Here is a 13,873-nt window from a genome sequence, read left to right as displayed (position 1 = left end):
TACACAATGGAAGTAGCAACCCGGGACCTTTCCAGATATCACGAACTGGTGTCCGACCTTTTCAGACAACCCTCCACCCCCGAAGAATGGGAGCAGTACCGCCTTAGCGATGAGCAAGTAGCATTTTATCACGAAAACGGCTATTTGTCGAATATCAAATTACTTAATGACCGGCAGGTCGACATCCTGAATGAAGAACTGGCCATTGCCACAGATCCGACGCACCCCGGACATCATTTATATTATGAATTTCACTCCAATGAATCATTGGATCCGAATGCAGTACTTCTGCACGCGTTAGGCGCCTGGCGCGTCACGGATGGGTTTCACGATGTGCTTTGGAATCCTGCATTCGTGATGGCAGCCAGCCAGTTGCTGGGCGGCAAAGCCGTGCGGTTCTGGCACGACCAGCTGTTTTGCAAACCTGCACGCCACGGCGGCGTAGTGGCCTGGCACCAGGATTATTCCTACTGGACACGCTCAGTTCCGATGCAGCACCTTACCTGCTGGACCGGCCTCGATGATTCGCTGATCGAAAACGGATGCCTTTACTATGTACCCAAAAGCCATCGCTGGGGCCTGCTCGACAAGCCCGAACTGGCCGGCGATATGGAAGGACTGATGCAATACCTTACCGAAGACCAAAAGGCGGAGTTCAAACCGGTCCCCATTGAAATGAAACGGGGCTACGGTACATTCCACCACCCGCTGATGGTTCACGGCTCCTATGAGAATAAGTCTGAAAGATCGAGGCGCGCATTTGTGATCAATGTTTTTGCCGATGGTACCGCCTCCGATACGGACAATCCGCTGCTGGACGGCGTGCCTGTCGTTCCCAAAGGAGAGAAACTTCAGGGACAGTTTTTCCCCCTGCTCTTCGAACCTCAACGATGACTATTCCTAGATTCTGAATATTGTCACACACGCTAAACGACCGGGGCTGTCTTGTAGGGAGGCAGCCCTTTTACTTTGCTACGCACGAAGGCGCTTTTTGCCGCATCACGAATGCAACGGCTAAGCGACGCCCGCTCAGGGACGTTGAAAAGACACTTTCAGCTGTACACCGAGTGATGTGAATTTCAAATGCCTGCTTGTAACGCCGGTAACCGGATATCGGACGAAGGGCTCCGCCAGAATGAGCATTCGGGGAGAAAACCGGCGTTGAATGCCTACGGACGCATTGACGAAGGTGAGTGGCTGCCATCGAGGCCCTTCATTCGAATTGCCTGTCCGGTTTTCGACTTCCGTTACAAGGCTCTCCACTTCCCTGATTTCACCGTTTTCAAGCACAACCGTAGTAAGGATGGTGCGGTCGTCGCGATATTGTTCTTCGTAATGTTCCCTCCAATTGACTGAGGAAGTGAGGCCAATGGCAGCATACCAAGCGGAGCTCGGCTTCCTTACAAAGTTATATTGCACTTCCAACGGAACATCCACATTCCACCACCGGTAAACGCCTTTGTTGAGCCATTTCACACCGCTCCCTCCCAGCTGCGGCAGCTTGTTTTCAACCACCGCTGCCGATTGTCCTGCTGAAAGACCTGCCCGGATCATCAGCTTTTGTGTCACCGGGAATCCGGCGGTGAGCATCAGGCCCGGGAAGGACCGGTTCTGTGATGCCCTGGTAAAGTTGGTTTGAAACGAAAAGCCTCCGCCCCACACCACAGCGTATTTGCGGCGTGCCTCGGCTTCCGGCGTACCGGGTATTGTAATATCAGGCAACCGCAGACTAACATGCTGGTTACTAAAAGGTAATGGTTCCAAAAAACCGGGCGACCTGCCGGCCTCAGGCGGGAGAATCACCGACAATGTATCTGAAAGCAACGGCAATGGCGTGGTGCTGCTATGCGGTGCTTTTCGCCCGCCCACCCTCCGATCAGCCATATTTTTCAGGCCCGTGTCTCGAACCGCTGCTCTCCCGGTTCCTTCTGCCTCATTCGGCGCCCGCGGTACTGGCTGCGCTTTTACAGCCAACCCGGACAGCGAATGCGCATTGTTTTTGACATGGTATCCACGCCAGACACCTATGCCGATCCCGCCAATAAGGAGCACGACGACCGCTAGCAACCACCATCCTGCAATGGGTCTTTTATCTTCCTTTTGACGCCTGTGCTCTTCAAAGGCCGCCCAGGCGCCAGGAGGAATACCGGACTCGAAACCAGTGAGACGGTCTTTCAGTTTGCGGGTAAAATCGTCCTTTTCCATCGTGTGCTACGTATTTCTTTGTCTTAATAGCCACTGCATACGCTGTTTCGCCCGTGTGAGGTACGTCCTGCTGGTAGCAGCCGGCAGCGACAGCATTTGTCCGATTTCCTGGTGACTGTACCCCTCGATCTCATACAGGTTGAAAACCAGACGATAGGTCTCCGGAATTTCCTGCAGCAATGCGATAATATCCTCTGCCGACATGCGGTCGATCACATCCCCGTTCACTGCCAGATCCGTTTCATCTACGCCGGTTTCCAACCGCTCAGTGCGTCTTTTTTCTTTTCTGTAATGATCCAGCGCGGTATTGACCGCGATACGCCGAAGCCAGGCCCGAAAGACCTGGATGTCGGTAGTCTCGATGATTTTTTCGAACACTTTGAGAAAACTGTCGTTCAGCATTTCCTGTGCCTGCTGGCGGGAGCTGGCGTAACGCAGGCAAATCCCCATCACAAACCCGTAAAAGTGACGGAACAGCTTTTCCTGGCTACGCGCATCGCCCCGGCGGCAGCCTTCAATAAGTTCCGGTTCCAGCAATGATGATGAGGTCAGAAAGTCCAAAGTCGGCGAATGTCTGACCGCCACACTCGCGAACGAGTGTGGCGGCGTTGGTCAGTGTCTGTTAGATTTTATTTGCTCGAAACAACCCCGTCTTCATCTACGAGTTTGTCCTGAACCTTTGATCCGTTTGACACCGTTACGACAAAGTCGGTTGGATTGAATGTATCGCCAAGCAATGCTTTCAGATCCACTTTCAAAGTATACTCACCTTTGGGGTCACAGGAATCGTTCCCGCTTTCGTTGGCCACCACCAGGTGGATCTGCTGCGGATAGGATTCAAATATCAGTCCGTTCCATACCGTTTTATAGTCGTTCGCCGAGCAGCCGCCCTTCACTTTGATATACAAATCATTCTGTTCCAGCTTCACATCCAAAATTTCAAACCGGACGCCATCGGAATTCCCGCGGGCATTCATGAGGCGCTGGTATTCCAGGGACGCTCCCTTCCCGCCGTCATCGGGGTTAGGATTAACTTTTTCGTTTTTGTGATTACAGGAAACAATCGCGAGAAGTGATGCTACGAAAAGTGTTACAGGCAGGCATTTCAGGATATTTTTCATGGATTGAGTATTTTGGTTTCAATCACATGACGTGCGTCGCCGCCGGAACGCTACAGTGTTTTTTGTAGTATCTCAAAAAAAGGTTGTCCGGTGCGGACTTATGCACCGGACAACCATTTAATTGAACCCCCGTTAAAGTTCAGTCCCCATGGCCGGGTCGCTGATGCCCGGCCTTCCCGTTTCGATCCGTCCGGCCATTCGCCGCTGATAATGGCCGGTTGATTTAACGCTGATAGTCAAATCGTACCAGTTGCCATGAGCGGCACTCGGCTGTTCATGTTTTGCCTTGCCCCCAGCGGGTAATTTGAGAGTCCAGGACTTCCCTTTTTCATACGCATTGGAGCTGATCATCGCTTCCACTGCCGAAGAACCCGGATTTTCCAGTTGAAGAAGGATCTTACCTTTCTTCTCGTCATAAACTGCCCTGATTTCAGGCCCATTTGCATGACTATTGCCGGCAAAACTCCTGAAAAAACCGTTCGGACCGAAAACTTCCAGTGCGTAAGCACCCGAATCCGCGCTCAGGTTCCACTCGTCCGTCAGCGATTTTCCCGCCTCAACGGTATAGCGCCGTGGGATGCGGTCGAGGTGTTTGAGGTCATACACATGAAACACCACGCCCGCCGTACCTGCATTTGTAAATTGCAGCACAATGGCATTCGCACGCACTTTCGCGTGTGTATGCAAGATATACGGAAGCGCACGGGAGAAACGCGTTCCCTTTTCCTGGAATAAAGGGCCGGGAATCTCGGGGGCAGTGGCTTTGGGCAGTTGCCTGGACGCTTCTTCGATGCCGGCGTAGTCGGACGTTGCGGGCAGTGCCGGAAACACGGGATCGTTTGGTGTTACAAAGTCGAAAGCCGACGTCAGGTCGCTGCTCACGGCCCGGTGCCATGGACTGATCGCCGGGATCTTTACTTTGAACCGCTTTTCAAGAAACTGGCCTACCGAGGTATGGTCAGCCACTTCGGAATTTACCCAGCCACCTTTGCTCCACGGCGAAATAACGTACATCGGCACACGCGGTCCCATTCCCCACGGACGGATGCTGCCGGTAATGGTGTCGCGTTTGTCCTGGTAAATCCGGTTGCGCACGGGTCCCCCCTTTTTCATACTTGCTTCATGAAATGGATTCGGGAATTCCGAGGTCCCTTTATCGTTATGGAAGTACATCCCGGCCAAATCGATCGTCGATTTCCCGGCCAGCGTGCCGTCTGTATTCAAGGAGGGCACCGCCGGGGCCGGCAAATGATCGAACAACCCGTCGTTTTCGTCGAACGTGAGAAAAAATACAGTTTTACTCCATACCTCTGGATTGGAAGTAATAGCAGTCAGTACCTGATGCGTAAAATCTCCTCCGCGATTGGGGCTCGAAGGACCGCTCGGGTGTTCGGAATTGCTTTGCGAGGGCAGTATCCAGCTTACCTGCGGCAATGTATTGTTTTTGACATGGTCTGTCAGGTCAGCGATCGACCAGTGTTTCATCCCGTTCTCATAGATCGGCGAGCCAGGTTTGGCATTGCGGAAACTTTCAAAAGCCAGGCAGCCGTGCATGGCGCCAGTCCAGTTATCGTTCGGATCCTGGTAAATGCGCCAGCTGATATCCGCTTTTTGCAATACATCCGGAATCGTGTCCCATTGGAATGCATTGCCGCGATACGTGTATCCGGGATCCGGCATCCTGCCTTCTACCCAGCAACGCAGGTTCACCGGCTCCGAATCCGCATCCGTGCAGTTGATACCAGCTGCACGCTTTTTCGGATCAAAGTTCGACCCGGACCAGAACACAATGCGATTTGGACCCGTCCCCGTGGCGATCGAGCAATGATAAGCGTCGCATACTGTAAAAGACTCCGCCAGCGCGTACTGGAAAGGAATCTCTTCCCGCGTATAGTACGCCATCGAGTATGGTGTTTTAAACATCGGCCAGAAGCCGTATTTACCCTGGTTCCATGCAGCCTGTGTATCCGGGAAATCATGCGGGGTACCATTCACCAGTGCGGCGTTGACCGTCTTTTTATCGGCCCGATAAGGGGTGTATTCGCGCTTACCATCCGACTGGACAAATGCCCTTTTACCGCTTTCCAGCGGGATCGGGAAGCGGTCTCCGAAGCCCCGCACACCGCGCATCGCCCCGAAGTAATGATCGAATGACCGGTTTTCCTGCATCAGGATCACCACGTGCTGCACGTCCTGGATGGTTTTCGTAGGGTTGTATGCCTTAACGGCCAATGCTTTTCGTATCAATGGCGGCAGCAAATTCAATGCAGCTCCTGCCCCGGCTGCTCCCGCAGACATTTTAATGAACTCCCGACGATCGATTTCCTTCATGATTAAAATTAGGTTATGCTCTGAAAAGGCCGACCAGCGCGTATTTTAATGACGCAGACTCCCGCTCAACCTGAATTTTACATTCCCGTAATCAGCTTCAAGTCTCCGTTCGAAAATTCCTGTCGGCCAGATCTTATCAAAGCCAGATTCGAGGGTTATGTATATCTGACCACAAAGACCCATCTGGTCAATCACTACCGGCGAAAGTACGGTTTCAGAAATACCGGCACTTGCATATTTACAGATACAATCAATTCTAAGATTCTAATCCATGCGTATCATGAGAGTAGCGACAAAGAAGGAATTGAAGACCATCAAGAGATTATTTGAACAACATACATTGGAAGAACTGGCGGATGCATTTGTCTTCCCTATTCGTCCCGATGATCTCGAACAGGCAGAAAAGGATCTGGCCGAGTTCCATGCCATGCGCCGCAGACAAATCGCAAACCGAACGCCTGAGGGAGAAAAATATGGTAAAATGCTTCAAATCAAATATCAGATCCGCAGCAGGATCGACGACAACGATTATGAAGCGCATTGGGACTTCCGCTATTTCCTCAATGGGTACATCCGCATTCAGGAAAAAAAGACAGGGAATTCGCTGATGATGTGGATGTAAAGCCGGAGGTTTTGAGCCAATACCTGAATGGTCACCGCATACCGCCGGAGAAATTCCTGGTTCGTCTGGAATTGCATTCCAACGGGCTGATACCAGCTTCGTGGTGGTTCAGATTGCTGCAAAAGTCAAAGGAGGACGACCTGATGCGGAATGAATCGATGCGCGAGGAAGAAAGCAAGCATGTCAAAAATAAAATCGAACTTGCGCTATAAACTATTCCTGTACGAATGAAACCTTACGCGCCAAACCCTGCTTTTCTGCTGCTTACCTTGATCTTTTGCAGCTTGCAATGGTCGTTGCACGCCTCCGATACGCTGCGCGTCGAAGGCGGAAAGATATCCGGCACCACCAGTGCCGACGGCCAGATACGCATCTACAAAGGTATTCCGTTTGCAGCGCCGCCGGTAGACGACTTGCGTTGGAAAGCCCCCCAGGCGGTAAAGCCTTGGAAAGGGATCAGGGCATGTGCCGCATTCGGGCCGAGTCCGATGCAGAGCGAGCCGGCACCATTCAGCATGTGGAGCGCCGAGTTTCTGATTCCGAAAACACCGATCAGCGAGGACTGCCTCTACCTGAATGTATGGACGGAGAAACAGGGGGAAAGTACTCTGAAAAAGCCGGTAGTGGTTTGGATTTATGGCGGTGGGTTTGTAAGCGGCGGCGCAGGATGCGCCATTTATGATGGTGAGGCTACCGCGCGGAAAGGTGTTGTTTTCGTGAGTATCAATTACCGGGTGGGTGCATTCGGTTTTTTTGCACACCCCGAACTGACCAGGGAATCCGGCAAAAATGCGTCGGGCAATTATGGACTGATGGATCAGATCGCTGCCTTGAAATGGGTAAAGAAGAACATCGCCCAATTTGGAGGCGACCCCAATAATGTGACGATTGCCGGGCAGTCGGCCGGCTCGATGAGTGTCAACTGCCTCGTAGTGAGCCCGCAGGCAAAAGGATTGTTCAATAAAGCGATTGCGGAAAGCGGCGCAGGTTTTGGCAGAAATTATCCATCCCTGAAACAGGCCGAAGAAGGGGGTTTGAAAGCCGGGGAAAAGCTGAACGCGACCTCCCTCGCCGCATTGCGAAAAGTACCCTCCGGGGAAATCCTGAAGAACGTATTTACTTTCCGCGGACCTGTCACCGACGGCTTTGTTCTACCAGAGTCTGTTGCGGCCATTTATGAGTCAGGAAAACAAAATCCGGTGGCGCTGCTGACCGGCTGGAACCAGAACGAAAACGCGGTGGAGAAACCGAAAACCGCCCAGGAATTTCAGTCGGTGCATAACCAGATGTTTGGACCTGTCGCGCAAACATTCTTTCAGCATTACCCTGCCCAAACCGACGAACAAGCAGCTCATTCACAGAACGAGCTGGCCCGCGACGCAAGTTTTGGAATGCAGAACTATTCCTGGGCAGTGGCGCAGGCACGGCAGAACAAAGCAGCATATGTATACCGGTTCACACGTAAACTCCCGGCAACCGGCATTTACGCGCATTATGGTGCATTCCACACAGGCGAAGTAGCCTATGCGTATGATAACATCCGTTTTATCGACCGCTCACTACGTCCGCTCGACGCAACGGACGCCCAGTTGGCTCACGTAATGGCAGCTTACTGGGTCAATTTCATCAAAACGGGTAACCCCAATGGTACCGGCTTAGCGCAATGGCCGGTATTCAACCCGAATGCACCTCAGATGATGTTGCTGGGTGATGAGGTAAAAGCAGGACCGCTAACCGAGCAGCCTGCATTGGATTTCTTAATCGAACAAGCGGCCAAACGGTAGAATTGGAACAAAGCCGGCTTAGAGCGTTTGTAACCATTCAAACCAAGCCGGCTTCCATGCGTATCGACCGAAAAACGTTTCTTCAAAGCCTCTCCCTTTCAGCCGGAGCCATGCTGCTCCCGGATTTTGTACAAGCCGATTCTCTTTTTTGGAAAAAACCGAAAATGAAACTCGGGCTCGTGACTTATCTCTGGGGGAAAGACTGGGATATACCTACCCTTATTAAAAACTGCACGGATACACAGATTACCGGCATCGAACTACGCGTAGAACATGCGCATAAGGTTATGCCCGACCTCACGCCCGCACAGCGAAAAGAAGTCCGGAAACAGTTTGACGACAGCCCGGTCGATGTTGTAGGACTGGGCACCAACCAGCAATACGACTATCCGGATCAGGACAAACTGAAAGCATCCATCGAACGGACAAAAGAATTTATTCGCCTGAGTGCCGACGTGGGCGGTACAGGCGTGAAAGTCAAACCCAATGCGCTACATCGGGAAGTACCCACCGAGAAAACCCTGGAACAGATCGGCCTCGCGCTACGCGGATTGGCGGGCTATGCGGCGGATTTCGGACAGCAGCTACGCCTGGAAGTGCATGGCGAGGAAACCCAGGCGCTGCCCAATATCCGCAAGATCATGGACTATGCGGATCACCGCAACGCCAAAATCTGCTGGAACTGTAACAAACAGGATCTGAACGGACAGGGCTTTCAATATAACTTCGATCTGGTCAAAAAGTATTTTGGTGATACCTGCCACGTGCGCGAGCTCGACCGAACCGATTATCCTTATCCCGAGCTCATCGATAATCTTGCCAAAATGGATTACAAAGGATGGGTACTGCTCGAATGCCACACCAACCCGGATGACAAGATCAAAGCGATGAAAGACCAACGCCAGGTCTTTGACCGGATGATGGCGAAATTCTAACCCGCATTACCAGCGCACGGCCTTGAATTTCCAGCCCGGCACCTTTTTCTGCATTTCGATTTCATCGTCGCGTTTTTTCAGGCCGCAGGCGAGGTAATTTTCATGCAGTTTCTGTAATGCCCCCCGGTCGAGCTCGACGCCCAGGCCCGGCCCGGCCGGCACGGCCACGCTACCTTCGTCAAACTGAATGCGACCACCGAGGATGACCTCATCGCTTTGCCAGGGGTAATGCGTATCGAGCGCATAAGGGACTTCCGGCAATGCGGCTCCAAGATGCACCATAGCGGCCAGGGAAATCCCCAAATGGCTGTTGGAGTGCATGGAAAGCCCGCGACCGAAGGTTTCGCATATGCCCGAGAGTGTCATGGAGGCCCGCAGCCCGCCCCAGAAATGGTGGTCGCTCAGGATAATGTCCTCCGAACCCAGTTCAACAGCGCGGGGAATATCTCCAAATGACGTTGTACACATATTGGTGGCCAATGGAATGCCTAGTTCTTTACGCACTTTCGCCATATTTTCCTGCCCGCGCACGGGATCTTCGAGGTATTCCAGAATACCTTTCAGTTCCTGGCCATAGCGGATAGCGGTTTCGACTTCCCAGATCGCATTCGGGTCGATGCGCAAGGGAACGCCGGAGCCAAACGCTTTGTGCAGGGCCAGCATCGAATCCACCTCCACCCGTGGCTCGAATGCCCCGCCTTTTAATTTGATGGATTGAAAACCAAATTCCTTACACATCGCCTGCGCCTGCGCCACAATGCCCGCGGGGTCGAGTGCCGCGGCCTGCCGGGCAGCTGCCCAGCCCGTCGCAGCAGGATCCGTGCCGAATTCGAGCTTGCCGCCAGCTCCTTCGTATTTATAAAACAAATAAGCCGAAAATGGCACACGATCGCGCATTTTACCACCCAGCAAATCCACCACAGGCCGGTCGGTGATCTTGCCGATGATGTCCAGGCAAGCCACTTCCACCGCACTGAAAATGTGTACCAGTTTCCGCTGGTCCCAGGGCGCATCTCCTCGCGATGCCGCTGATTCGGTACCAAAATGACCGGTCAGTATCTGACGGACCGCGTTCAGGTTGAAGGGATCTCTGCCGATCAGCAGCGATTTGGCTTCTTCCAGGGCAGCGTCGATATCACTGTTGCCTGGTATTTCGCTGATTCCGGAAATACGATCGTCGGTAACGATCTCGACGACGGTCCGGAGTGCATAGGGTGCATGCAGGCCAGCTGCGTTCAATAATGGCGGGTCAACGATGGCGATGGGGGTAATGCGGATATCGTGGATAATGGACATGGTTTGTGCTTTAAGCTAATGCAATACGCTGTATGTTAAGGACGAAACGGGACGATCTTCACCCTGCTTTTCAGGTTCTGGCTTCGTCGGAGGCCGCTTGTATGAGCCCCTTGATATAGCCATAACTGAACGCAAATGCTTCATTGGTCGAGCCCGGTGCTTCATGATGCGGGACGTGGTCGGGCATCACCATGCCGTCGAAGCCTACGTCACGCAGTGCACGCACGACTTGCAGGAAGTTCATATCGCCATTATCGGGATACACCTCCTGGAAATTGTTCCAGCCCCCTTTGATGTTGCGTAAATGGATATTGAAGATCTGCTTACGGTCGCCTACCCATTTGATGATCGGCAGGATTTCGGTTTTGGGATCTTTTAGCCCCTCTGCAATGGAGCCGATACAGAAATTGAAACCGTGATAAGGATTGTCATAAAGCTGCGCGAAACGTTTGATTCCCGCAAAAACATCGGGACTATTCCAGCGGGTAATGCCACGATAGCCTGCGGGTGTCGGCGGATCGGCGATGTGGTTGCCCAGTTTCACTTTGTATTCTTTCGCCACAGGCAGGCAGCGGTCGAGCAGGTAGGTAATGCGTTCGAATATCATATCGACGGAAACGTCTCCGGCGATCGTTTTCGGATCGTTTTTTTTCAATGCCTCCTCGTAGTTCCAGGTGCTGTAAATCGCATTGCCCCGCTTCGGATCGACGGTACGGCCGGTGCGCAACACCGGCAATATCGTGGTATTATAGTTCAAAAGCGGAACACCCGTTTTGCCGGCCACCATGATCATTTGCTGTAACTGCTCGATTTCACGGTCACGCTCAGGGCTTTTTCCAAGCATAACATGGGGAAACACTGCTTTATCGATCCCCGACGACGCCAGCGGCCAGTGGTAAGCATCCAGGCTGATTCCGTACTTTTCGCAAGCCTCGCGCTTTTTCATCGAATCATCCAGATCCCAACCTTTGCCCGGAATGATCTTCGGGGCACCGCCGTCGATATTGTACACACCGTGCCGCGCCTTGAATTCGAGGTTTTCGGTACTTGTACCACCCGACTGGCAGCCTACTTTCATCAAAACCTTTTTAGGTTCGGCCTTCGCAGCGGCGCGTGCCTCCCTTTCGCCCATGACAGCCGCTCCCACCGAGCCAGCCGCCAGCGCTTTTACAAACTGATGTCTTTTCATGCTTAGAATTGGTTAAGGTGGAATAATCAAAACCAGTGTTTATTTCTTCAATGCCAGAAACAGCGCGCTATGGTCCAGCTCCCCGCTGCCCTGCTCCATGGCTACCTGCATTTGCGCTGCCACAGTTTCGGTACCAGGCAAAGTGAGGCCAAGTTCCTCGCTTGTCTGCAATGCGATGTTGATGTCTTTCTGATGCAGTTTGATTTTAAAACCGGGCTTGAAATTCTGATCGATGACCCGCTGGCCATGCAGGTCCAGAATGCGGCTTTGGGCAAAACCACCCAGCAATACTTCGCGCATTTTGGCAAGATCCACACCCGCTTTTCCCGCTAGCGTAAACGCCTCCGCTACTGCCTGGATCGTCTGTCCGACGATCATCTGGTTACAGGCCTTGGTCGTCTGGCCCGCTCCCGGTTCTCCGATATGCACAATATTTTTACCCATAGCCTGAAACACCGGCAATGCACGTCCGAATGCACCTGCCTCCCCTCCGACCATAATGGACAATGTAGCTCCTTCCGCACCCACCTGCCCACCCGAAACCGGTGCATCCAGTGCCTCCACTCCTTTTTCCCGCATGGTGTTGTAAAGATTCCGCGCGACAGACGGCGCGATCGTAGACATGTCAATAAAAAGGCTTCCTTCGCGGATGCCGACCAGGACACCACTGTTTACGACCTGTTCTACCTGCGGCGAATCCGGCAGCATCGTAATGATCACGTCGCTATGAGCGGCCAACGCTGCCGCATCGGGCCATACCGAGGCCCCGGCCTCTCTCAATGCATCCGATGCCTGGCTGCTTGCCAACACACCCACCGGAAAGCCCGCTTTCAGCAGATTAAGCGCCATAGGCTTACCCATGATACCCAACCCTATAAAACCAATTTTCTCCATATTCAATTAACTATCTGTTTTAAATCGATTAAACCAAAGGAAATACCCGCGCCGCGATCATCAGTACGATCAAACCGACGCATCCCATCACCACCAGCATGGGCGAGAATGTCTTCAATGCTTCTCTTTCAGTGAGGTTGCTGATCTTCACGATGATCCAGAAACCGGCGTCGTTCATCCACGGCACCAGTTTGGAACCACAGCCGATCGCCAGCCCGAGATACAGCGGATGGTATTCGAGATGGGCGCTGGTAGCCATCCCGGACAGGATACCGGAAGCCGTGATCAATGCCACCGTCGCGGATCCCTGCGCGGTACGTACGACTGCGCTGATTACAAAAGCGAGCGGGATCAGGGTCATCTGGTAATCCGCCGTGAGTGCGGCAATACGGGAACTGATGCCGGTTTGCTGTAAAATACCACCGAACGCACCGCCCGCTGCGGTAATGAGGATAATGCCTCCCCCGCTCATCAGGGCAGCCTGTACAAAGGTTGTAACACCGTCCTTGCTGCCTTTCTTTCTAACGGCCAGCAGTACCAATGCGATGAGCCCTCCGGTAACCAATGCGATGTTTTTGTCTCCAAAAAGGGCCACAAAATCCACCAGAAAATGCGCCAGCCCCGACTCCGGAACATACGTCCCCGATTTGATGACCGATTTCAGGATATTGTCCAGGCAGATCAGCACCAGCGGGAAAAGCACGGGCAGCAACGAAAACCAAAGCGGTGGCAGCTCACTGTCGTCGCGTTCGGCCAGCGAACGGATGTCGTCCAGGCGGGCATCCAGCGAATCCCGCAATTCCACCGGCCATTTGGCATTGGCCCATTTGGCGAAAAGAAACCCGGAAGTGATGGTGATCAGCCCCAGCAAAGTGCCGCCCGCCATCATCATGCCAATAGGAATGTTCATCTCCCCGATCAGAAACAATGGCCCTGGTGCCGGGGGAACGAAGGAATTGGCCATGGCCGCACCGCCGGTAATGGCAAGCACCAGCAGCAGGTAGTTTTTGCCGATGCGCATACTCACCGCCTTGGCGAGTGGGATCATGAGGAAAATTACGATGTCGAAAAATACCGGCACGCCCAGGAAAAAACTGCTCACCAGGAATGCGAACGGCGCATTGCGCACCCCGGTAACCGCCAGCATTGAGCGTACAATGCGCTCCGCAGCACCGCTTTCCAGCATACTTTTGCCTATAATGGCGGCCATAGCGATCAGAATACCTATTTTACCGCAGGTACTGCCAAACTCCGTCGCAATGCGTTCGCCGATACTTTTGCCTGCCAGTGCTTTCGCCGCCGCCGGGGCGGAACCTTTCGCAAGGGCAAATGCCTCGATGGACGCCGCGGGCGTCAGCAATGCCACCGCGAATGCGGCCAGGATCAGTGCCAGGAACGGGTGCAATTGTAGAAAAATGATTCCGCCTACCACAATAATCACACCAATCAGGAGAATAAACAACGGGTCGCTGAACAAAAAAACAGTCAGGGTCATG

Annotated in this window: 13 protein-coding genes; 5 read left to right on the top strand and 8 right to left on the bottom strand. The window is 53.0% G+C overall.

Annotation, left to right across the window (positions count from 1 at the left end):
- Positions 1–6: 6 nt before the first annotated feature.
- Positions 7–894, top strand: a complete 888-nt coding sequence (locus BP71_RS02655; protein ID WP_496376316.1) for a phytanoyl-CoA dioxygenase family protein — start codon at positions 7–9, stop codon at positions 892–894.
- Positions 895–1,029: 135 nt separating this feature from the next.
- Here BP71_RS02655 and BP71_RS02650 read toward each other — a convergent pair whose 3' ends face one another.
- The 4 genes from BP71_RS02650 to BP71_RS02635 all read right to left on the bottom strand — a co-directional run bounded on the left by BP71_RS02650 (position 1,030) and on the right by BP71_RS02635 (position 5,657).
- Positions 1,030–2,205 carry a porin family protein gene (locus BP71_RS02650; RefSeq protein WP_496376314.1) on the bottom strand — a complete coding sequence of 392 codons (1,176 nt, stop codon included), beginning with the start codon at positions 2,203–2,205 and terminating at the stop codon, positions 1,030–1,032.
- A gap of 6 nt (positions 2,206–2,211) precedes the next feature.
- Entirely contained in the window at positions 2,212–2,790 is a 579-nt protein-coding gene (locus BP71_RS02645; protein ID WP_496376312.1) for an RNA polymerase sigma factor, read from the bottom strand.
- A gap of 44 nt (positions 2,791–2,834) precedes the next feature.
- A complete protein-coding gene (locus BP71_RS02640) occupies positions 2,835–3,326 on the bottom strand; it encodes a hypothetical protein (RefSeq protein ID WP_496376310.1) in 492 nt (163 codons plus the stop codon).
- Positions 3,327–3,458: 132 nt separating this feature from the next.
- Complete coding sequence (locus tag BP71_RS02635; protein WP_496376308.1) at positions 3,459–5,657, bottom strand: phosphocholine-specific phospholipase C; 2,199 nt, start codon at positions 5,655–5,657, stop codon at positions 3,459–3,461.
- 280 nt (positions 5,658–5,937) lie between these two features.
- On the opposite strand from BP71_RS02635, the gene BP71_RS02630 reads away from it, so the two are divergent.
- The 4 genes from BP71_RS02630 to BP71_RS02615 are packed head-to-tail and all read left to right on the top strand — an operon-like array spanning position 5,938 to position 8,998.
- Positions 5,938–6,279, top strand: coding sequence for a hypothetical protein (locus BP71_RS02630; protein ID WP_496376306.1), 342 nt, complete (start codon positions 5,938–5,940; stop codon positions 6,277–6,279).
- Positions 6,280–6,290: 11 nt separating this feature from the next.
- Entirely contained in the window at positions 6,291–6,491 is a 201-nt protein-coding gene (locus BP71_RS02625) for a hypothetical protein (protein ID WP_496376304.1), read from the top strand.
- Positions 6,492–6,506: 15 nt separating this feature from the next.
- A complete protein-coding gene (locus BP71_RS02620) occupies positions 6,507–8,063 on the top strand; it encodes a carboxylesterase/lipase family protein (RefSeq protein ID WP_496376302.1) in 1,557 nt (518 codons plus the stop codon).
- A gap of 56 nt (positions 8,064–8,119) precedes the next feature.
- A complete protein-coding gene (locus tag BP71_RS02615; RefSeq protein ID WP_496376300.1) occupies positions 8,120–8,998 on the top strand; it encodes a sugar phosphate isomerase/epimerase family protein in 879 nt (292 codons plus the stop codon).
- A gap of 6 nt (positions 8,999–9,004) precedes the next feature.
- Here BP71_RS02615 and BP71_RS02610 read toward each other — a convergent pair whose 3' ends face one another.
- The 4 genes from BP71_RS02610 to BP71_RS02595 all read right to left on the bottom strand — a co-directional run bounded on the left by BP71_RS02610 (position 9,005) and on the right by BP71_RS02595 (position 13,872).
- The gene (locus BP71_RS02610; protein ID WP_496376298.1) at positions 9,005–10,294 is read right to left on the bottom strand and encodes an enolase C-terminal domain-like protein; all 1,290 of its coding nucleotides are present in this window, start codon (positions 10,292–10,294) and stop codon (positions 9,005–9,007) included.
- 70 nt (positions 10,295–10,364) lie between these two features.
- Positions 10,365–11,483 carry a mannonate dehydratase gene (locus tag BP71_RS02605; RefSeq protein ID WP_496376296.1) on the bottom strand — a complete coding sequence of 373 codons (1,119 nt, stop codon included), beginning with the start codon at positions 11,481–11,483 and terminating at the stop codon, positions 10,365–10,367.
- Positions 11,484–11,522: 39 nt separating this feature from the next.
- Positions 11,523–12,377: an NAD(P)-dependent oxidoreductase gene (locus tag BP71_RS02600; RefSeq protein WP_496376294.1), complete on the bottom strand. Its 855-nt coding sequence runs from the start codon at positions 12,375–12,377 to the stop codon at positions 11,523–11,525.
- Positions 12,378–12,405: 28 nt separating this feature from the next.
- Positions 12,406–13,872 carry a GntP family permease gene (locus BP71_RS02595; RefSeq protein WP_496376292.1) on the bottom strand — a complete coding sequence of 489 codons (1,467 nt, stop codon included), beginning with the start codon at positions 13,870–13,872 and terminating at the stop codon, positions 12,406–12,408.
- Between the last annotated feature and the right edge of the window lies 1 nt (position 13,873).

Source organism: Dyadobacter ginsengisoli DSM 21015, assembly GCF_059568735.1.
Note: the sequence above shows the minus strand (reverse complement) of the source record. Positions and strands in the feature narration are given on the sequence as shown.

Bases quoted from the DNA above. Each gene is read 5' to 3' on its own strand.
- BP71_RS02655 (WP_496376316.1), top strand. From the start codon at position 7: ATGGAAGTAGCAACCCGGGACCTTTCCAGATATCACGAACTGGTGTCC.
- BP71_RS02650 (WP_496376314.1), bottom strand. From the start codon at position 2,205: ATGGAAAAGGACGATTTTACCCGCAAACTGAAAGACCGTCTCACTGGT.
- BP71_RS02640 (WP_496376310.1), bottom strand. From the start codon at position 3,326: ATGAAAAATATCCTGAAATGCCTGCCTGTAACACTTTTCGTAGCATCA.
- BP71_RS02635 (WP_496376308.1), bottom strand. From the start codon at position 5,657: ATGAAGGAAATCGATCGTCGGGAGTTCATTAAAATGTCTGCGGGAGCA.
- BP71_RS02630 (WP_496376306.1), top strand. From the start codon at position 5,938: ATGAGAGTAGCGACAAAGAAGGAATTGAAGACCATCAAGAGATTATTT.
- BP71_RS02620 (WP_496376302.1), top strand. From the start codon at position 6,507: ATGAAACCTTACGCGCCAAACCCTGCTTTTCTGCTGCTTACCTTGATC.
- BP71_RS02615 (WP_496376300.1), top strand. From the start codon at position 8,120: ATGCGTATCGACCGAAAAACGTTTCTTCAAAGCCTCTCCCTTTCAGCC.
- BP71_RS02610 (WP_496376298.1), bottom strand. From the start codon at position 10,294: ATGTCCATTATCCACGATATCCGCATTACCCCCATCGCCATCGTTGAC.
- BP71_RS02605 (WP_496376296.1), bottom strand. From the start codon at position 11,483: ATGAAAAGACATCAGTTTGTAAAAGCGCTGGCGGCTGGCTCGGTGGGA.
- BP71_RS02600 (WP_496376294.1), bottom strand. From the start codon at position 12,377: ATGGAGAAAATTGGTTTTATAGGGTTGGGTATCATGGGTAAGCCTATG.
- BP71_RS02595 (WP_496376292.1), bottom strand. From the start codon at position 13,872: ATGACCCTGACTGTTTTTTTGTTCAGCGACCCGTTGTTTATTCTCCTG.